Origin of the sequence: Enterobacter sp. S-33 (assembly GCF_028735835.1) — a bacterium.
GTDB lineage: Bacteria > Pseudomonadota > Gammaproteobacteria > Enterobacterales > Enterobacteriaceae > Enterobacter > Enterobacter vonholyi.
The window spans coordinates 3224615-3242957 of sequence record NZ_CP117838.1 but is presented as its reverse complement, the minus strand read 5'-3'; the positions used below and the strand labels follow the sequence as shown (position 1 = coordinate 3242957).

Genomic DNA, 18343 nt, shown 5'->3' with positions numbered 1-18343 from the left:
ATAGACCATGACCTTAAAAGAATTACTGGTAGGCTTCGGCACTCAGGTACGCAGTATCTGGATGATCGGCCTGCACGCGTTTGCCAAACGCGAAACCCGGATGTACCCGGAAGAGCCGGTATATCTGCCGCCGCGCTACCGTGGCCGTATCGTGCTGACGCGCGACCCGGACGGTTCCGAGCGCTGCGTTGCCTGTAACCTGTGTGCGGTAGCGTGTCCGGTAGGCTGTATCTCTCTGCAGAAAGCCGAGACGGTAGACGGCCGCTGGTACCCTGAGTTCTTCCGCATCAACTTCTCACGCTGCATTTTCTGCGGTCTGTGTGAAGAAGCGTGCCCAACCACGGCGATTCAGCTGACTCCAGACTTCGAGCTGGGTGAGTACAAGCGTCAGGACCTGGTGTACGAGAAAGAGGATCTGCTGATTTCCGGTCCGGGCAAATACCCGGAATATAACTTCTACCGGATGGCGGGTATGGCAATCGACGGCAAAGATAAGGGTGAAGCAGAGAACGAAGCTAAGCCTATCGACGTCAAGAGCCTGTTACCGTAAGGAGAGGGCAATGGAATTCGCTTTTTATATCTGTGGCCTTATCGCCATCCTGGCTACGCTGCGAGTGATCACGCACACCAACCCGGTGCATGCGCTGCTGTACTTAATCATCTCGCTGCTGGCCATTTCCGGGGTGTTCTTCGCACTGGGCGCGCACTTCGCCGGTGCGCTGGAAATCATCGTCTACGCCGGGGCCATCATGGTGCTCTTCGTGTTTGTGGTGATGATGCTGAACCTGGGCGGCTCTGAAATTGAGCAGGAACGTCAGTGGTTAAAACCTCAGGTGTGGATCGGCCCGGCAATTTTGTCGGCCATCATGCTGGTGGTGATCGTGTACGCCATTCTGGGTGTTAACGATCAGGGCATCGACGGCACGCCGATTGGCGCGAAAGAGGTAGGTATCACGCTCTTTGGCCCATACGTTCTGGCGGTTGAACTGGCCTCAATGCTGCTGCTGGCAGGTCTGGTTGTTGCTTTCCACGTTGGCCGCGAAGAGCGTGCTGGCGAGGTGCTGAGCAACCGCACTGACGACCGCGCGAAAAGAAAAACGGAGGAGCGCGCATGATCCCCTTAACACATGGACTGATCCTCGCTGCGATTTTATTCGTTCTGGGTCTGACCGGTCTGGTTATCCGCCGCAATCTGCTGTTTATGCTGATCGGGCTGGAAATCATGATTAACGCCTCCGCGCTGGCCTTCGTGGTCGCCGGAAGCTACTGGGGCCAGACCGATGGTCAGGTGATGTACATTCTCGCCATCAGCCTCGCGGCTGCCGAAGCGAGTATTGGCCTGGCGCTGTTGCTGCAGCTCCATCGTCGCCGCCAGAATCTGAACATCGATTCAGTAAGTGAGTTGCGTGGATGAACATGCTTGCCTTAACCATTATTTTTCCGCTGATTGGCTTCGTGCTGCTGGCGTTTTCTCGCGGCCGCTGGTCTGAGAATCTGTCTGCGACCGTCGGCATGGGCTCTGTTGGCCTGGCCGCGCTGGTGACAGCGTATGCGGGTATCGACTTCTTTAACAACGGGCGTCAGCCTTTCAGCGTACCGCTGTGGACCTGGATGTCGGTCGGTGATTTCAACATCGGCTTCAACCTGGTGCTGGACGGCCTCTCGCTGACCATGCTCTCCGTGGTCACCGGCGTCGGCTTCCTGATCCACATGTTCGCCTCCTGGTATATGCGCGGTGAAGAGGGGTACTCCCGCTTCTTCGCCTACACCAACCTGTTTATCGCCAGCATGGTGGTTCTGGTGCTGGCCGATAACCTGCTGCTGATGTATCTGGGCTGGGAAGGCGTAGGTCTGTGTTCTTACCTGCTGATCGGTTTCTACTATACCGATCCGAAGAATGGCGCAGCGGCCATGAAAGCATTCGTCGTGACCCGAGTGGGTGACGTCTTCCTCGCTTTCGCGCTGTTCATTCTTTACAACGAACTGGGCACGCTGAACTTCCGCGAAATGGTGGAACTAGCGCCGGCGCACTTCGCGGCAGGCAACAACATGCTGTGGTGGGCAACGCTGATGCTGCTGGGTGGTGCCGTGGGTAAATCCGCGCAGCTGCCGTTGCAGACGTGGCTGGCCGACGCGATGGCGGGTCCAACCCCTGTCTCCGCGCTGATCCACGCTGCGACCATGGTAACCGCCGGTGTTTACCTGATTGCGCGTACCCATGGCCTGTTCCTGATGACCCCGGAAATTCTGCATCTGGTGGGTATCGTCGGTGCGGTCACGCTGGTGCTGGCAGGCTTTGCCGCGCTGGTGCAGACCGACATCAAACGCGTTCTCGCGTATTCCACCATGAGCCAGATTGGTTACATGTTCCTGGCGCTGGGCGTTCAGGCGTGGGACGCGGCCATTTTCCACCTGATGACGCACGCGTTCTTTAAAGCGCTGCTGTTCCTCTCATCCGGTTCCGTGATTCTGGCCTGCCACCACGAGCAGAACATCTTCAAGATGGGCGGACTGCGTAAGTCCATTCCGCTGGTTTATGTCTGCTTCCTGGTGGGCGGCGCGGCGCTGGCGGCACTGCCGCTGATCACCGCGGGCTTCTTCAGTAAGGACGAAATCCTTGCGGGTGCCATGGCGAATGGTCATATCAATCTGATGGTTGCGGGTCTGGTCGGCGCGTTCATGACCTCCCTGTATACCTTCCGTATGATTTTCATCGTATTCCACGGTAAAGAACAAATTCACGCTCACGCAGGGAAGGGGATTACCCATCACCTGCCGCTGATTGTGCTGCTGGTACTGTCCACCTTCGTTGGCGCGATGATTGTGCCTCCGCTGCAGGGCGTACTGCCGGACACCACCGAGCTTGAGCACGGTCGCGTTCTGACGCTTGAAATCACCTCCGGTGTGGTCGCTATCGCGGGCATCCTGATCGCAGCATGGCTGTGGCTGGGCAAACGTACGCTGGTCACTGCCGTGGCCAACAGTGCGCCGGGCCGCCTGCTGGGCACCTGGTGGTACAACGCGTGGGGCTTCGACTGGCTGTACGACATGATCTTCGTTAAGCCGTTCCTGGGCATCGCGTGGCTGCTGAAGCGCGACCCGCTGAACAGCTTGATGAACATCCCGGCGATCCTTTCCCGCTTTGCAGGTAAAGGCCTGCTGTACAGCGAGAACGGTTACCTGCGCTGGTATGTGGCGTCCATGAGCATCGGTGCGGTTGTCGTGCTGGCGCTGCTGATGGTGTTGCGTTGATCGTTAAGTGAATTTTATTCGAATTCGTTGAAAATCAGGCCCCTGCTGGGGGCCTTAAAAAGGAATGTAAATCGCCATGTTACTACCCTGGCTAATATTAATTCCCTTCATCGGCGGCTTCCTGTGCTGGCAGACTGAACGCTTTGGCGTGAAGATGCCGCGCTGGATCGCGCTGATCACCATGGGATTGACGCTCGCGCTTGGCCTGCAACTGTGGTTGCAGGGCGGTTACTCACTGACCCAGTCTGCGGGCATTCCGCAGTGGCAGTCTGAGTTCATCCTGCCGTGGATCCCGCGTTTCGGCATTACGATCCACCTGGCGATTGACGGTCTGTCTCTCCTGATGGTGGTGCTGACCGGTCTGCTCGGCGTTCTGGCGGTACTCTGCTCCTGGCGAGAAATCGAAAAATACCAGGGCTTCTTCCACCTGAACCTGATGTGGATCCTGGGCGGCGTAATCGGCGTGTTCCTTGCCATCGACATGTTCCTGTTCTTCTTCTTCTGGGAGATGATGCTGGTGCCGATGTACTTCCTGATCGCGCTGTGGGGCCACAAGGCGTCCGACGGTAAAACGCGTATCACGGCGGCAACCAAGTTCTTCATCTATACCCAGGCGAGTGGTCTGGTGATGTTGATTGCCATTCTGGCGCTGGTGTTTGTTCACCACAATGCGACCGGCACCTGGACCTTCAACTACGAAGACCTGCTGAAGACCCCAATGTCGCACGGCGTGGAATATCTGCTGATGCTGGGCTTCTTCATCGCGTTCGCGGTGAAAATGCCGGTCGTTCCGCTGCACGGCTGGCTGCCAGACGCGCACTCTCAGGCACCAACGGCGGGTTCCGTTGACCTGGCGGGCATCTTGCTGAAAACGGCGGCCTACGGCCTGCTGCGTTTCGCTCTGCCGCTGTTCCCGAACGCCTCCGCAGAGTTCGCACCGATTGCCATGTGGCTTGGTGTGATCGGTATCTTCTACGGTGCCTGGATGGCTTTCACCCAGTACGACATCAAGCGACTGATTGCCTACACCTCCGTTTCCCACATGGGCTTCGTGCTGATTGCTATCTACACCGGCAGCCAGCTGGCGTACCAGGGCGCGGTGATCCAGATGATTGCGCACGGTCTGTCTGCAGCCGGCCTCTTCATCCTGTGCGGTCAGCTGTACGAACGTCTGCATACCCGCGACATGCGTATGATGGGCGGTCTGTGGAGCAAAATTAAGTGGCTGCCAGCGCTTTCCATGTTCTTCGCGGTGGCTACCCTGGGGATGCCGGGTACCGGTAACTTCGTCGGCGAATTTATGATTCTGTTCGGCAGCTTCAAAGTGGTACCGGTGATTACCGTGATCTCCACGTTTGGTCTGGTGTTCGCTTCCGTATACTCGCTGGCGATGCTGCACCGCGCTTACTTCGGTAAAGCGAAGAGCGAAATTGCTGCACAAGAACTGCCGGGGATGTCGCTGCGTGAGCTGTTCATCATCCTGCTGCTGGTCGTACTGCTGGTGCTGCTGGGCTTCTTCCCGCAGCCGATTCTGGATACCTCGCACAGCGCGATGAGTAACATCCAGCAGTGGTTTGTTAATTCTGTTTCTACTACAAGGCCGTAATTCGCCATGACAATAACTCCACAACAACTGATCGCGCTGCTACCGCTGCTGATCGTCGGATTGACGGTGGTGGTTGTGATGCTCTCCATTGCGTGGCGACGCAATCACTTCCTGAATGCCACGCTGTCGGTCATCGGCCTGAACGCCGCGTTAGTCTCACTCTGGTTTGTTGGCCAGGGTGGGGCGATGGACGTCACCCCGCTGATGCGCGTTGACGGTTACGCCATGCTGTACACCGGTCTGGTGCTGCTGGCGAGCCTGGCAACCTGTACCTTTGCGTACCCGTGGCTCGAAGGCTACAACGACAACAAAGAAGAGTTTTACCTGCTGGTTCTGATTGCCGCTCTGGGCGGCATTCTGCTGGCGAATGCGAACCACCTGGCCGCGCTGTTCCTCGGCATTGAGCTGATCTCTCTGCCGCTGTTCGGTCTGATTGGTTACGCCTTCCGCCAGAAGCGCTCGCTGGAAGCAAGCATCAAGTACACCATCCTGTCTGCGGCGGCGTCCTCGTTCCTGCTGTTTGGTATTGCGCTGGTGTACGCACAGTCCGGTAACCTCTCCTTTATGGCGCTCGGCAAGAGCCTCGGTGACGGCATGCTGCATGAGCCGCTGCTGCTGGCGGGTCTGGGTATGATGATTGTTGGCCTTGGCTTCAAACTCTCGCTGGTCCCGTTCCACCTGTGGACGCCAGACGTCTACCAGGGTGCACCGGCTCCGGTGTCGACCTTCCTGGCGACGGCGAGCAAAATCGCTATCTTCGGTGTGGTCATGCGTCTGTTCCTGTACGCACCGGTAGGTGACAGCGAAGCGGTTCGCGTGGTGCTGGGCATTATCGCGTTCGTCTCCATCATCTTCGGTAACCTGATGGCGCTGAGCCAGACCAACATCAAGCGTCTGCTGGGCTACTCGTCTATTTCTCATCTGGGCTACCTGATGGTGGCGCTGATTGCGCTGCAGAGCGGCGAGATGTCGATGGAAACCGTGGGCGTGTATCTGGCCGGTTACCTGTTCAGCAGTCTCGGCGCCTTCGGCGTGGTGAGCCTGATGTCCAGCCCGTACCGTGGTCCGGATGCCGATTCACTGTTCTCCTACCGTGGTCTGTTCTGGCACCGTCCGATCCTGTCTGCGGTGATGACCGTGATGATGCTCTCTCTGGCAGGTATCCCGATGACGCTTGGCTTTATCGGTAAATTCTACGTGCTGGCCGTCGGTGTGCAGGCGCACCTGTGGTGGCTGACCGCGGGCGTGGTGATCGGTTCCGCGATTGGTCTCTACTACTACCTGCGCGTGGCCGTGAGCCTGTACCTTAGCGCGCCTCAGCAGCTCAACCGTGATGCCCCAACCAACTGGCAGTACAGCGCCGGTGGTATCGTAGTGCTTATCTCGGCGCTGCTGGTGCTGATCTTCGGTATCTATCCGCAGCCGCTGATTGATATCGTGCAGCGAGCGATGCCGCTGATGTAAAACAAAAAACCCGCCTCGGCGGGTTTTTTTATGGTTTTCGCCCTCTCCCTGTGGGAAAGGGACGGGGTGAGGGCACCAGCCCGCACCAGACTTAAGCCAGCTGCTTCCTGCTTATAAGCGGCCCGTCAATCTTCTTCATCGAGCGGTCCAGCACTTCCTCAATCACCGACGACAGCTCGTTTAGCTCAAACTTCGCCACGTACCCGTCCGCTTTCACCTTACGAATATGATCTTCGTTGGCGTTACCGGAAAGGGAAGAGTGGATCACCACCGGAATGTCCTTTAATACCGGGTCGGTTTTGATTTTGCGCGTCAGCGTAAAGCCGTCCATCTCCGGCATTTCAAGATCGGTCAGCACAAGCGCGATCTTGTCGGTGATGGGAACTCCCTCAGCCTGCGCCTGTGCGGCCAGAACCCCAATTTTCTCCCACGCCTCTTTGCCGGTGATATGCAGCTGTGCCGGGATCTCCATCGCCTGCAGACCTTTCTCCAGCATCGAGCGCGCGACTTTCGAATCTTCTGCGACGATGGCGACTGCGCCAGGCTTAATATGGAATTTGGTGGTCTTCAGATTGGTGGCGTGCAGATCGTGATTGGCCGGAGTGATGTCATACAGGATCTGCTCAACATCCAGCACCATCGCCAGATCGTTGGTATCGCTCTTCTCGTCAAGACACGCAATGCTGGTGATGTAGCGACCGCTGACGGCAGTTTCCGCCGCGTGCACCTGCTTCCAGTCCAGACGCATGATGTTCTCAACCGACTCCACGGCAAACGCCTGCACGCTGCGCGCGTATTCGGTGATCAGCAGGATATTCAGCCCGGTGGTGGGCTTACAGCCCGCCACGGCGGCGAGGTCGATCACCGGGATCACCTGATCGCGAATATTCACCATTCCCATCAGCGGTGATTTCATCCCGGCGGGTTTCGTGAACTCCGGCATCGGCACAATTTCACGCAGCTTAAAGACGTTAATGCCAAACAGCTCAGATTTATTTTCGTTAAGAGAGGTGCCAAGACGGAACAGCAACAGTTCAAAACGGTTCGACAGGGTCAGATTCGCCCTGTCATCAATATCTTTCTGGAAATTATCCATTCTACCCTCGAGAGAAATGCTGACCTTTTAATCGTTATCGGCATCCTGAGGGAAAAATGAAGGACTAAACGCTGACCTGAGCGAAATCTTCGGCCAGCTCACATTCCGGGAACAGCGCGCGACACTCTGCCAGCAGCTTTTCACAGCCCCGCGCGTCGTAGCGCGAGCTGACGTGGGTGACGATGAGCCTCCCGACGCCCGCGTCACGGGCAAGCTGCGCCGCCTGACGCGTAGAGCTATGGCCCCGGCCGTTGGCTTTTTCTTCCATCGCTGTTTCAAGCGTTGCTTCATGCACCATCACATCCACGCCCTGGGCAAGCTGAAGCGCTGCCGGGCACGGGGCCGTGTCGCCAAATATTGCCAGCTTTTTGCCGGGCTGCGGTGCGGCAAGATAATCCTGGCCGTTGATGACGCGTCCGTCCTCCAGCGTGACGGTCTCACCGTGCTTCAGGCGCTGGAACAGCGGTCCGGGTTTGACGCCATCGGCCATCAGCGCGGCGGCGTCCAGCGCGCCGGGTTTGTCATGCGCTTCAATGCGGTATCCATAGCACTCGACAGGGTGATTGAGCGGCTGAGCGCTCACCTTATATTCGCCGTCATCGAAAACCAGGGCTTCGCTAATTTCAACGACCTCCAGCGGATAATCCGTCCATGACCCGCTAAGGCGCAGCGTGGTTTCAACAAATTCACGAATACCCGCAGGCCCGTAAATCGTCAGCGAGTTGGCGTTACCGGCCATCGAGCGGCTGCACAGCAGGCCGGGAAGGCCAAACAGATGGTCACCATGCAGATGGGTGATAAAAATTTTATCCAGCTTGCCGGGGTGATAAGCGGTGTGTAACAGCTGATGCTGCGTTCCTTCACCACAGTCAAATAGCCACAGCCCGCCGCGGGTGGGATGTTTAAGATCCAGAAGGATCGCCGTCACGTTCCGTGAGCGGGTTGGCACGCCAGCGGACGTACCCAGAAAAATCAGTTCCATAACGCAATCAGCCCTTTGCCGAACGGGGAGGGGTTTAGTATAACGTGATGAACCCCAGGAAGGAGACTGACATGATCCAGTGGCAAGATTTACACCATAGTGACCTCACCGTTCATTCACTTTACGCCCTGCTGAAACTGCGCTGCGAAGTTTTTGTGGTTGAACAGACCTGCCCGTATCAGGACATCGACGGCGACGATCTCGTTGGCGAGAACCGCCATATACTCGGCTGGCGGAATAACGAGCTGGTGGCGTATGCGAGGATTCTGAAAAGCGAAGACGATTTTGAGCCTGTCGTCATTGGCCGCGTCATCATCAGGGGTAAGGCGCGTGGCGAAAAGCTGGGCTATCAGCTGATGGAAAAAACGCTGGAGGCGTGCCGGAAACAGTGGCCTGACAAGGCGTTATACCTGGGCGCGCAGGCACACCTGCAGTCCTTCTACGGCCACTTTGGTTTCGTGCCGGTCACCGATGTGTACGATGAAGATGGCATTCCCCACGTCGGCATGGCGCGAGAAGCGAAGCAGGCGTAATAGCGAGTCGTTGGCTATAGTTAGCGGACTGGTGTACTAACATGGAGAAAAATATGTCATTTCAATCCTGGGATACCCGTATCGACGACGACCTGGCTTTACTGAGCGAAACGCTGGAAGAGGTGTTACGTTCCTCGGGCGACCCTGCCGATCAGAAATATATTGAGCTAAAAGCCCGCGCCGAGCAGGCGCTGCATGAAGTGAAAAACCGCGTCAGCCATGCGTCTGATACCTACTACTACCGGGCCAAAAAAGCAGTGTATCGTGCCGATGATTACGTGCATGAAAAACCGTGGCAGGGTATTGGCGTGGGGGCTGCCGTAGGGCTGGTGCTGGGGCTGCTGCTGGCCCGTCGCTAAACCGCTTAACCACTCCCTATACGTGGGTACTGCTATTTATCGTCAGTACCCCGTATAATACGAGGTTTTAACAGGGAGAGGTTCGCGTGAATTCGATTTTCCTCGCGCTGGAGCAATTGCGTACCCAGCTTTCGCAAGCGTTACCCGCAACACCCGGCTTACGTCATTTCGACGTCTCTTTCCCGTTAAACGACGCCTTCGACCCTCTCGCCTGGCTTGGGGCTCAGCAGTGCTATCCGCAGTTTTACTGGCAACAGCGTAACGGCGATGAAGAGCTGGCTGCGCTGGGGGCGGTTACCCAATTTTCCTCTCTGGCGTTAGCCACGCAGTTTTTGCGCGAGCAAAATGCGGCACAAGATACCCGTATCTGCGGCCTGAACGCTTTTAATCCGGAGCAGGGGAGCCTCTTTTTACCGCGGCTGCTCTGGCGACGTACCGCCGGCAACGCCACGCTGCGCCTGCAGCTGTGGAGCAATTATTCTCTTCAGGAAGATGCCCGCGCCGCGCTGGATTTTTTACAGCAGCTCCGTCCTGCAAGGCCTATCCGCCCGCTGTCCGTTCAGGTAGAGCACGAAACCCATCTGCCGCAGCAGGCCGAATGGCTGACGCTTATCCGCAGGGCGACAGAGACCATTGCGTGCGGTGAATTTGAAAAAGTGGTTCTCGCCCGGGCAACCGATATTCGTTTTACACAGCGCGTAAACCCCGTCGCGCTGATGGCAGCCAGCCGGGCCCTCAATTTACATTGCTACCATTTCTGCATGATTTTCGACGCCAGCAACGCGTTTCTCGGCTCGACCCCCGAGCGTCTGTGGCGGCGGCGCGGCACGCTGCTGCGTACGGAAGCGCTGGCGGGCACCGTCGCCAGCCATAGCGATGATAGCCAGGCGCAGCGTCTCGGCGAGTGGCTGCTGAACGATGATAAAAACCAGCGTGAAAATATGCTGGTTGTGGAGGATATCTGTCAGCGTCTTCAGCACTCCACGCAGACGCTCGAGGTACTGCCCCCCCAGGTGGTACGCCTGCGTAAAGTGCAGCATTTGCGCCGCTGTATCTGGACCGAGCTTAAACAGGCTGATGACGAGCAGTGTCTGCTCATGTTGCAGCCGACCGCGGCCGTTGCCGGATTACCCCGACAGCCTGCGCGCGAGTTTATTCAGAAGGTTGAACCCTTTAACCGCGAATGGTACGCCGGTTCGGCCGGGTATTTATCCCCCGAGCAGAGTGAGTTCTGCGTGGCGCTGCGCTCCGCGCGCGTTCAGGAGGACTCCCTGCGGCTCTACGCCGGCGCCGGTATCGTCAGCGGGTCTGACCCGGAGCAGGAGTGGCAGGAGATTGAAAACAAAGCCGCCGGATTGCGCTCTCTGCTCCTAAGGGATTAATACAGATTCGCGCAATCCCGATTCATATCAAAATTCCAATTTTTTCTATTATTTATACTGTGTCGCATTCTTGATACCGGACAATCTCATGTCAGTAAGTTCTTTTAACCGACGCTGGGCGGCGGTGATCCTTGAAGCCCTGACGCGCCATGGCGTCAGGCACGTGTGTATTGCACCGGGTTCTCGCTCAACGCCGCTGACGCTGGCGGCCGCCGAAAACCGGGCGTTAATTCACCACACCCACTTTGATGAGCGCGGCCTCGGCCATCTTGCGCTGGGTCTGGCGAAGGTCAGCAAAGAACCCGTGGCGGTGATTGTCACTTCCGGTACCGCCGTGGCGAACCTCTATCCGGCACTGATTGAAGCCGGGTTAACCGGTGAAAAATTGATTTTACTGACGGCCGATCGTCCCCCTGAGCTTATCGACTGCGGCGCCAATCAGGCCATTCGCCAGCCGGGACTCTTTTCTTCGCATCCTTCGCAGACGATTTCGCTGCCCCGTCCCACCCAGGATATTCCGGCAAGCTGGCTGGTCTCCACCGTCGATCACGCCATGGAGACGTTGCGTAGCGGATCGTTGCATATCAACTGCCCGTTTGCCGAGCCGCTGTACGGTGAGCTGGACGACACGGGTCTTGACTGGCAGCAGACCCTCGGCGACTGGTGGGAGAGTGAAAAACCGTGGCTGCGCGAGCAGACGCACCTTGAGAGCGCGAAACAGCGCGACTGGTTCTTCTGGCGGCAGAAGCGCGGCGTGGTTATCGCCGGGCGCATGAGCGCCTCTGAAGGCAAGCTGGTTGCCGAATGGGCGCAAACCCTGGGCTGGCCGCTGATAGGCGACGTGCTTTCCCAGACCGGTCAGCCGCTGCCGTGCGCCGATCTCTGGCTGGGTAATGCCAAAGCGGTCACCGAACTGGCGCAGGCGCAGATTGTGGTCCAGCTTGGATCGAGCTTGACCGGCAAACGGTTACTGCAGTGGCAGGCGACCTGCACACCGGACGAGTACTGGCTGGTGGACGCGCTGGAAGGGCGGCTTGACCCGGCGCACCACCGCGGTCGTCGTCTCGTCAGCTCTATCGACGCCTGGCTGGCGCTCCATCCCGCTGAAAAACGCAAGCCCTGGGCGGTGGCCATTCCGGACCTTTCGCGCCAGGCGTGGGAACTAACCAAAGCGCACTGTGAAGCGTTTAGCGAAGCCGGGCTGGCGCACCGTATTCGCCAGTACCTGCCTGAACAGGGGCAGCTGTTTGTCGGCAACAGCCTGGTCGTGCGGCTGATTGACGCTTTTTCGAAGCTGCCCGCGGGCTACCCGGTGTACAGCAACCGTGGTGCCAGCGGCATCGACGGGCTGATCTCCACGGCGGCGGGCGTACAGCGCGCCAGCGCGAAATCGACGCTGGCGATCGTGGGCGATCTCTCCGCGCTCTACGATCTCAACGCGCTGGCGCTGCTGCGTCAGGCGTCAGCCCCGTTTGTGCTGATTGTGGTCAACAACAACGGTGGGCAGATTTTCTCCCTGCTGCCTACGCCGCAGAGCGAGCGCGAGCGTTTCTATCTGATGCCGCAGAACGTGCAGTTCGAACACGCCGCGGCGATGTTTAGCCTGAAATACCATCGCCCGGAAAGTTGGGAACAGCTGGACGCGGCGTTAAACAGCGCATGGAAACAGCCGGGCGCGACGCTGATTGAGCTTGTGGTGAACGATGCTGACGGTGCGCAGGCCCTGCAAAGCCTGCTGGCGCAGGTGAGCCAGCTGTGATCCTTTCGGGCGTGCTGCAGGCCGGAAAACCAGGCTATCCCTGGCTGGTCTTTTTGCACGGTTTTTCGGGTGACTGTCGCGAGTGGCAGAGGGTCGGTGCAGGACTTAGCGATTATCCCAGGCTATATCTGGATCTGCCGGGGCACGGTGGATCCCGGAATCTGGGTGTGAAGGGGTTTGACGAGATGAGCGCGTTGCTCACCCGAACCCTGCTTAGTTACAACATACTCAAATTCTGGCTTGTCGGGTACTCCCTCGGCGGCCGCATTGCGATGTTCCATGCCTGCCAGCAGTCGAAGGGGCTGCATGGCGTGCTGGTGGAGGGAGGGCATCCGGGCCTGCAGGATGCCGATGCGCGAAATGCGCGGCTGGCATCCGACCGCCGCTGGGCAACGCGTTTTCGTACCGAACCGCTGGAGAAAGTATTCGCTGACTGGTACCAACAGCCCGTTTTCGCCTCCCTTACGGACGCCCAGCGCGATGCGCTGATTACCCTGCGCAGCCAGAACAGCGGCGCGACGCTGGCGATGATGCTCGAGGCAACGTCGCTGGCCGTGCAGCCCGACCTGCGTGCTGCCCTGAGCGCGCGCGATTTCTCTTTTGATTATCTCTATGGCGAACGTGATGAGAAGTTTGCGGCCCTGGCCGCCGAGCTGAACGCCGTTCGCCATGCAATTCCCAACGCCGGACACAACGCCCACCGGGAAAATCCCGATGCGGTTACCGCAAGTCTGGCTCAGATACTGCGTCTTCGCATAAAGGACACTCTATGATCTACCCTGATGAAAACATGCTCTATGCACCGGTTGAATGGCAAGACTGCTCCGAAGGCTACACCGACATTCGTTACCACAAATCCACCGACGGCATTGCTAAAATCACCATTAACCGTCCGCAGGTGCGTAATGCCTTCCGTCCGCTGACCGTGAAAGAGATGATTCAGGCCCTGGCGGATGCGCGCTACGACGATAACATCGGCGTGATTGTCCTGACCGGCGAAGGCGATAAAGCGTTCTGCTCCGGCGGCGATCAGAAAGTGCGCGGTGACTACGGCGGATACCAGGACGACGCGGGTACGCACCACCTGAACGTCCTCGATTTCCAGCGTCAGATCCGCACCTGTCCAAAACCGGTGGTGGCGATGGTGGCGGGCTACTCCATCGGCGGCGGCCACGTGCTGCACATGATGTGTGACCTGACTATTGCCGCCGAGAACGCCATCTTCGGCCAGACGGGCCCGAAAGTGGGATCCTTCGACGGCGGATGGGGAGCCTCCTACATGGCGCGCATCGTCGGTCAGAAAAAGGCCCGCGAAATCTGGTTCCTGTGCCGCCAGTACAACGCGCAGGAAGCGCTGGATATGGGCCTGGTGAACACCGTGGTGCCGCTTGCCGATCTCGAAAAAGAGACCGTGCGCTGGTGCCGTGAAATGCTGCAAAACAGCCCGATGGCGCTTCGCTGCCTGAAGGCCGCGCTCAATGCCGACTGTGACGGTCAGGCGGGTCTGCAGGAGCTGGCGGGCAACGCCACCATGCTGTTCTACATGACCGAAGAGGGTCAGGAAGGGCGCAACGCGTTTAACGAAAAACGCCAGCCGGACTTCAGCAAATACAAACGGAATCCGTAATGCGTCGCGCGCAGGTTTACCGCTGGCAGATACCGATGGACGCGGGCGTGGTGCTGCGTGAGCGGCGGTTAAAAACCCGTGACGGCTTCTTCGTGCATCTGCAGCAGGGCGAGCGGGAAGGCTGGGGCGAGATTTCACCGCTGCCGGGCTTTAGCCTGGAGTCGCTGGATGTCGCGCAGACGGCCTTGCTTACGTGGGCGGACGCGTGGCGCGAGGGTGCAAATCCGGCGCTGCCGGAGGTGCCTTCCGCGGCCTTTGGTATCAGCTGCGCGCTGGCCGAGCTGGAAGGCAGCCTGCCGGAAACGGGGAATTACCGCGCGGCGCCGCTCTGCACGGGCGATCCTGACGAGCTGTTCGCGCTGCTCTCCGCCATGCCGGGGGAGAAAGTGGCGAAAATTAAAGTCGGTCTCTATGAAGCCGTGCGCGACGGCATGGTCGCCAACCTGCTGCTGGAGGCGATCCCCGACCTTCATCTGCGTCTGGACGCCAACCGCGCCTGGACGCCGCTTAAGGCGCAGCAGTTTGCGAAGTACGTCAATCCGGCGTACCGCAGCCGCATTGCCTTCCTCGAAGAACCGTGCAAGACGCGGGAGGATTCGCGTGCGTTTGCCCGCGAAACGGGGATTGCCATCGCCTGGGATGAAAGCCTGCGCGAGGCCGATTTTGAATTTGTCGCCGAACCCGGCGTCAGCGCGGTGGTGATTAAACCAACGCTGACCGGCAGCCTGGCGAAAGTGCGCGAGCAGGTCGCGGCGGCGCACGCCTTAGGGCTGACAGCGGTCATCAGCTCGTCGATTGAGTCCAGCCTTGGGCTAACCCAGCTGGCGCGCATTGCCTCCTGGTTAACGCCTGACACGGTCCCTGGTCTCGACACGCTGAACCTGATGCAGGCTCAGCTTCTCCGCCCGTGGCCGGACAGCGCGCTGCCGTGCCTCGACGTTACGGCGCTGGAGCCGCTGCAATGAGTTTTACCGACTGGCCGTGGCGGCACTGGTGTGCGCAGTTTGCCGATAAAACGGCCCTGAGTCTGAACGACGAGGTGCTCAGCTGGCAACAGCTGTGCGCGCGCATTGACCGCCTTGCGGCGGGCTTTCACCGTCAGGGCGTGGAGGAGGGCGACGGCGTGCTGCTGCTGGCCCATAATCATCCGCACACCCTGCTGGCGTGGCTGGCGCTGCTCCAGTGCGGGGCGCGTATTCTTCCCGTGAATCCGCAGCTGCCGCGCCCGCTGCTGGACGTGCTGCTCCCGCAGATGACGTTGCGCTTTGCGCTGGTGCTGGACGGCAGCTACGACGGTCTTCCTGCCCTGGGCATGCGCGAGACCGTCGATGCGTATTGCGCTGCGTGGCAACCGGCGCGGCTGGCGTCCATGACGCTGACCTCCGGCTCTACCGGGCTGCCGAAAGCGGCGGTCCATACCTGCGAGGCCCATCTTGCCAGCGCGCGCGGCGTTTTGTCGCTGATGCCCTACGGTGAAGACGACGACTGGCTGCTTTCGCTGCCGCTGTTTCACGTTTCCGGCCAGGGGATTTTATGGCGCTGGCTGCAGGCCGGCGCGCGCTTAACCGTGCGCGAGAAACAGCCGCTGGCGGAGGCGCTGTGCGGCTGTACCCACGCCTCGCTGGTGCCAACCCAGCTCTGGCGTCTGCTTAATGCACACCAGCATATTGCACTGAAAGCGGTGCTGCTGGGCGGGGCGGCCATCCCTGTTGAATTGACCGAACAGGCGCGAGAACAGGATATACGCACCTTCTGCGGCTACGGCCTGACCGAGTTTGCCTCTACCGTCTGCGCGAAAGAGGCGGACGGCGAGCCGGACGTGGGCTATGCGCTGCCGGGCAGAGAGGTGCAGGTCGTTAACGGGGAAGTCTGGATCAGGGCGCAAAGCATGGCCTCAGGCTACTGGCGGGATGGCGAACTGATTCCGCTGACCAACGCGCAGGGTTGGTTCGCTACACGCGATCGCGGCGAATGGCATGACGGCCGCCTGACGATCCTCGGCCGCATGGACAACCTCTTTTTTAGCGGCGGAGAAGGGATTCAGCCGGAAAGCCTTGAGCGCGTTATCGCCACGCACCCGCAGGTTAACCAGGTGTTTATCGTTCCGCTGGACGACGCCGAGTTTGGGCAGCGTCCGGTGGCGGTAGTGGAGTGCGAGCCGGGAACGGATATCACCTGTTTACCTGACTGGGTGCGGGATAAGGTGGCGCGTTTTGAGCAACCCGTCCGCTGGCTGCTGTTGCCGACCGAACTCAAAAATGGCGGTATCAAAGTCTCGCGCCGCGCGTTGCAGCAGTGGGTGAACGCATCGCTGAAGGGATAATAGCCGTTTCAAATAGTTACAATCTACCGTTCTGCCGCACGCAGAGTGCTTGATCCCCGGGATACTCCGGTTAAAATCTCGCGGTTTTGGGACTCCTTTATAATAATTGTGCGGGATCACGACAATGAAAAAAGCGGCATTACTGGTCTTCGGCCTGATGGTTGTATCTGCGGCGGCTAACGCCATTAGCATTAACGGCTCGGCGGGTCAGGATTATACCCACCTGGGCTTTGGCATGGGTACCGAGACATCCGGTCTGGCGATGACCGGCGGCTGGACGCATAACGATGATGACGGCGACGCGGCCAGCCTCGGCCTGGGTCTCAACGTTCCTCTTGGCCCGTTCCTGGCGACCGTCGGCGGTAAAGGTATCTATACCAACCCAAATGACGGTGACGAAGGGTACGCGGCGGCAGTGGGCGGCGGCCTGCAGTGGAAAATTGGCGACAGCTTCGGCCTGTTTGGTGAGTACTACTATTCGCCGGATTCCCTCTCAAGCGGTATCGAAAGCTATGAAGAGGCCAACGCTGGCGCGCGCTGGACCATCATGCGTCCGATTACCATCGAAGCGGGCTATCGTTATCTGAACCTGGCCGGTAAAGACGGCAACCGCGACAACGCGCTGGCCGACGGCCCGTACGTGGGCGTCAGCGCAGGCTTTTAATCACTCCGGCGCGGCATTCTGTCGCGCCAGTTTCTCTCTTATCCACCCCGCGTTTGCGTTATAGTGTTTTGACCAAATAAGCGGGAGAACATAATGATTAACGTGGAGATGTTATCCACCGGCGACGAAGTGCTGCATGGACAAATTATTGATACCAATGCAGCCTGGCTTGCCGATCTTTTCTTTGAGCAAGGATTACCGTTAACGCGCCGCAATACGGTGGGCGACAATCTTGAGTCACTGGTCTCTATTCTGCGTGAACGCAGTGAGCACTGTGACGTGCTGATTGTGAACGGTGGGCTCGGCCCTACCAGTGACGATCTCAGCGCGCTGGCCGCCGCGACCGCAAAAGGCGAAGGGCTTGTGCTGCACGAGGCGTGGCTTTCGCAGATGGAGCGCTTTTTCTCCGAACGTGGCCGCGTCATGGCCCCCAGCAATCGCAAACAGGCTGAAATTCCCGCCAGCGCCGAGCTGGTTGATAACCCGGTGGGTACCGCGTGCGGATTTGCCATGCAGCTGAACCGCTGCCTGATGTTCTTCACGCCGGGCGTGCCCTCAGAATTTAAAGTGATGGTCGAGCAGCAGATCCTGCCGCGCCTTCGCGATCGTTTTACCCTGCCGGAACCGCCGCTGTGTCTGCGTCTGACCACCTTTGGCCGCTCGGAAAGCGATCTGGCCCAAAGCCTCGATCACCTTCTGCTGCCGCCGGGCGTGTCTATGGGCTATCGCTCCTCCATGCCGATCATTGAACTTAAGCTGACAGGTCCGGCCGAGCAGAAAGAGGCGATGCTGGCGTTGTGGCCCGAGGTGCAGCGCGTGGCTGGCGAAAGCCTGATCTTTGAAGGTACGGAAGGGTTGCCCGCGCTGATTGCGAAGCAGCTGCAGGCGCGTCAGCTCAGCGTGACCTTAAGCGAGCAGTTCACCGGTGGCCTGCTGGCACTTCAGCTGTCGCGCGTCAACGCGCCGCTGCTGGCCAGCGAAGTGGTGCCGTTCCAGCAGGAGACTCTGGCGCAGACCGCCCGCTGGGCGTCCGAGAGAAGGGTGAAGCATTTTGCCGGTCTGGCGCTGTTCGTCGGCGGGCTGGATGAAGAACACCTCAACTTCGCGCTGGCGACGCCCGAGGGCACCCACGCCCTGCGGGTGAAAATGAGCATTACCCGCCACAGCCTGGCGGTGCGTCAGGAGGTATGCGCCATGATGGCGCTGAACATGCTGCGCCGCTGGCTGAATGGCAAAGAGGTGGCCAGCGAGCACGGCTGGATTAACGTGGTTGAATCGCTGTTCGTGGAGTAACGC

The 18343-nt window shown here is 59.1% G+C and carries 18 protein-coding genes; 16 read left to right on the top strand and 2 right to left on the bottom strand.

Annotated elements, in window-relative coordinates; genetic code table 11:
• The first annotated feature begins 7 nt into the window (after window positions 1-7).
• The 6 genes from nuoI (at window position 8) to nuoN (ending at window position 6322) form a co-directional block, all read left to right on the top strand.
• Window positions 8-550 (top strand): NADH-quinone oxidoreductase subunit NuoI, encoded by a 543-nt coding sequence (gene nuoI, locus PUP35_RS15300; RefSeq protein WP_003861491.1) that lies wholly within the window; start codon window positions 8-10, stop codon window positions 548-550.
• Between the two features lie 10 nt (window positions 551-560).
• Complete coding sequence (gene nuoJ, locus PUP35_RS15295; RefSeq protein ID WP_008500212.1) at window positions 561-1115, top strand: NADH-quinone oxidoreductase subunit J; 555 nt, start codon at window positions 561-563, stop codon at window positions 1113-1115.
• The gene (gene nuoK, locus PUP35_RS15290; protein WP_003861496.1) at window positions 1112-1414 is read left to right on the top strand and encodes an NADH-quinone oxidoreductase subunit NuoK; all 303 of its coding nucleotides are present in this window, start codon (window positions 1112-1114) and stop codon (window positions 1412-1414) included. Before nuoJ ends, nuoK begins: the two co-directional genes overlap by 4 nt.
• Complete coding sequence (gene nuoL, locus PUP35_RS15285; RefSeq protein ID WP_023325763.1) at window positions 1411-3252, top strand: NADH-quinone oxidoreductase subunit L; 1842 nt, start codon at window positions 1411-1413, stop codon at window positions 3250-3252. Before nuoK ends, nuoL begins: the two co-directional genes overlap by 4 nt.
• A gap of 76 nt (window positions 3253-3328) precedes the next feature.
• Window positions 3329-4858, top strand: coding sequence for an NADH-quinone oxidoreductase subunit M (gene nuoM, locus PUP35_RS15280; protein ID WP_274240394.1), 1530 nt, complete (start codon window positions 3329-3331; stop codon window positions 4856-4858).
• Window positions 4859-4864: 6 nt separating this feature from the next.
• Complete coding sequence (gene nuoN / locus PUP35_RS15275; RefSeq protein ID WP_274240392.1) at window positions 4865-6322, top strand: NADH-quinone oxidoreductase subunit NuoN; 1458 nt, start codon at window positions 4865-4867, stop codon at window positions 6320-6322.
• A gap of 91 nt (window positions 6323-6413) precedes the next feature.
• Here nuoN and PUP35_RS15270 read toward each other — a convergent pair whose 3' ends face one another.
• Window positions 6414-7418: a chemotaxis protein gene (locus PUP35_RS15270; RefSeq protein WP_032652809.1), complete on the bottom strand. Its 1005-nt coding sequence runs from the start codon at window positions 7416-7418 to the stop codon at window positions 6414-6416.
• Between the two features lie 64 nt (window positions 7419-7482).
• The gene (rbn, locus tag PUP35_RS15265; RefSeq protein WP_274240389.1) at window positions 7483-8400 is read right to left on the bottom strand and encodes a ribonuclease BN; all 918 of its coding nucleotides are present in this window, start codon (window positions 8398-8400) and stop codon (window positions 7483-7485) included.
• Window positions 8401-8471: 71 nt separating this feature from the next.
• Here rbn and PUP35_RS15260 point away from each other — a divergent pair, with 71 nt between their 5' ends.
• The 10 genes from PUP35_RS15260 (at window position 8472) to PUP35_RS15215 (ending at window position 18340) form a co-directional block, all read left to right on the top strand.
• Entirely contained in the window at window positions 8472-8933 is a 462-nt protein-coding gene (locus PUP35_RS15260) for a GNAT family N-acetyltransferase (RefSeq protein WP_274240387.1), read from the top strand.
• A gap of 53 nt (window positions 8934-8986) precedes the next feature.
• The gene (gene elaB / locus PUP35_RS15255; protein WP_008500219.1) at window positions 8987-9292 is read left to right on the top strand and encodes a stress response protein ElaB; all 306 of its coding nucleotides are present in this window, start codon (window positions 8987-8989) and stop codon (window positions 9290-9292) included.
• A gap of 86 nt (window positions 9293-9378) precedes the next feature.
• Complete coding sequence (gene menF / locus PUP35_RS15250) at window positions 9379-10674, top strand: isochorismate synthase MenF (protein ID WP_111965277.1); 1296 nt, start codon at window positions 9379-9381, stop codon at window positions 10672-10674.
• An 88-nt stretch (window positions 10675-10762) separates the two neighbouring features.
• Window positions 10763-12433: a 2-succinyl-5-enolpyruvyl-6-hydroxy-3-cyclohexene-1-carboxylic-acid synthase gene (gene menD, locus PUP35_RS15245; protein ID WP_223580040.1), complete on the top strand. Its 1671-nt coding sequence runs from the start codon at window positions 10763-10765 to the stop codon at window positions 12431-12433.
• On the top strand, window positions 12430-13206 hold the full coding sequence (menH, locus tag PUP35_RS15240; RefSeq protein WP_274240386.1) for a 2-succinyl-6-hydroxy-2,4-cyclohexadiene-1-carboxylate synthase: 777 nt from the start codon (window positions 12430-12432) through the stop codon (window positions 13204-13206). The genes menD and menH overlap by 4 nt, the downstream gene beginning before the upstream one ends.
• Complete coding sequence (gene menB, locus PUP35_RS15235) at window positions 13203-14060, top strand: 1,4-dihydroxy-2-naphthoyl-CoA synthase (RefSeq protein ID WP_045402731.1); 858 nt, start codon at window positions 13203-13205, stop codon at window positions 14058-14060. The genes menH and menB overlap by 4 nt, the downstream gene beginning before the upstream one ends.
• Window positions 14060-15025, top strand: coding sequence for an o-succinylbenzoate synthase (gene menC, locus PUP35_RS15230; protein ID WP_274240385.1), 966 nt, complete (start codon window positions 14060-14062; stop codon window positions 15023-15025). Before menB ends, menC begins: the two co-directional genes overlap by 1 nt.
• Window positions 15022-16383 (top strand): o-succinylbenzoate--CoA ligase, encoded by a 1362-nt coding sequence (menE, locus tag PUP35_RS15225; RefSeq protein WP_274240384.1) that lies wholly within the window; start codon window positions 15022-15024, stop codon window positions 16381-16383. Before menC ends, menE begins: the two co-directional genes overlap by 4 nt.
• Window positions 16384-16507: 124 nt before the next feature.
• Entirely contained in the window at window positions 16508-17047 is a 540-nt protein-coding gene (locus PUP35_RS15220) for a YfaZ family outer membrane protein (protein ID WP_274240383.1), read from the top strand.
• A gap of 93 nt (window positions 17048-17140) precedes the next feature.
• Complete coding sequence (locus tag PUP35_RS15215) at window positions 17141-18340, top strand: nicotinamide mononucleotide deamidase-related protein YfaY (RefSeq protein ID WP_115875882.1); 1200 nt, start codon at window positions 17141-17143, stop codon at window positions 18338-18340.
• Window positions 18341-18343 lie beyond the last annotated feature (3 nt).

What these genes read in the sequence shown, in the direction of transcription:
- nuoI (WP_003861491.1), top strand. Translation starts at nt 8, where the DNA reads ATGACCTTAAAAGAATTACTGGTAGGCTTCGGCACTCAGGTACGCAGT.
- nuoJ (WP_008500212.1), top strand. Translation starts at nt 561, where the DNA reads ATGGAATTCGCTTTTTATATCTGTGGCCTTATCGCCATCCTGGCTACG.
- nuoK (WP_003861496.1), top strand. Translation starts at nt 1,112, where the DNA reads ATGATCCCCTTAACACATGGACTGATCCTCGCTGCGATTTTATTCGTT.
- nuoL (WP_023325763.1), top strand. Translation starts at nt 1,411, where the DNA reads ATGAACATGCTTGCCTTAACCATTATTTTTCCGCTGATTGGCTTCGTG.
- nuoM (WP_274240394.1), top strand. Translation starts at nt 3,329, where the DNA reads ATGTTACTACCCTGGCTAATATTAATTCCCTTCATCGGCGGCTTCCTG.
- nuoN (WP_274240392.1), top strand. Translation starts at nt 4,865, where the DNA reads ATGACAATAACTCCACAACAACTGATCGCGCTGCTACCGCTGCTGATC.
- PUP35_RS15270 (WP_032652809.1), bottom strand. Translation starts at nt 7,418, where the DNA reads ATGGATAATTTCCAGAAAGATATTGATGACAGGGCGAATCTGACCCTG.
- rbn (WP_274240389.1), bottom strand. Translation starts at nt 8,400, where the DNA reads ATGGAACTGATTTTTCTGGGTACGTCCGCTGGCGTGCCAACCCGCTCA.
- PUP35_RS15260 (WP_274240387.1), top strand. Translation starts at nt 8,472, where the DNA reads ATGATCCAGTGGCAAGATTTACACCATAGTGACCTCACCGTTCATTCA.
- elaB (WP_008500219.1), top strand. Translation starts at nt 8,987, where the DNA reads ATGTCATTTCAATCCTGGGATACCCGTATCGACGACGACCTGGCTTTA.
- menD (WP_223580040.1), top strand. Translation starts at nt 10,763, where the DNA reads ATGTCAGTAAGTTCTTTTAACCGACGCTGGGCGGCGGTGATCCTTGAA.
- menB (WP_045402731.1), top strand. Translation starts at nt 13,203, where the DNA reads ATGATCTACCCTGATGAAAACATGCTCTATGCACCGGTTGAATGGCAA.
- menC (WP_274240385.1), top strand. Translation starts at nt 14,060, where the DNA reads ATGCGTCGCGCGCAGGTTTACCGCTGGCAGATACCGATGGACGCGGGC.
- menE (WP_274240384.1), top strand. Translation starts at nt 15,022, where the DNA reads ATGAGTTTTACCGACTGGCCGTGGCGGCACTGGTGTGCGCAGTTTGCC.
- PUP35_RS15220 (WP_274240383.1), top strand. Translation starts at nt 16,508, where the DNA reads ATGAAAAAAGCGGCATTACTGGTCTTCGGCCTGATGGTTGTATCTGCG.
- PUP35_RS15215 (WP_115875882.1), top strand. Translation starts at nt 17,141, where the DNA reads ATGATTAACGTGGAGATGTTATCCACCGGCGACGAAGTGCTGCATGGA.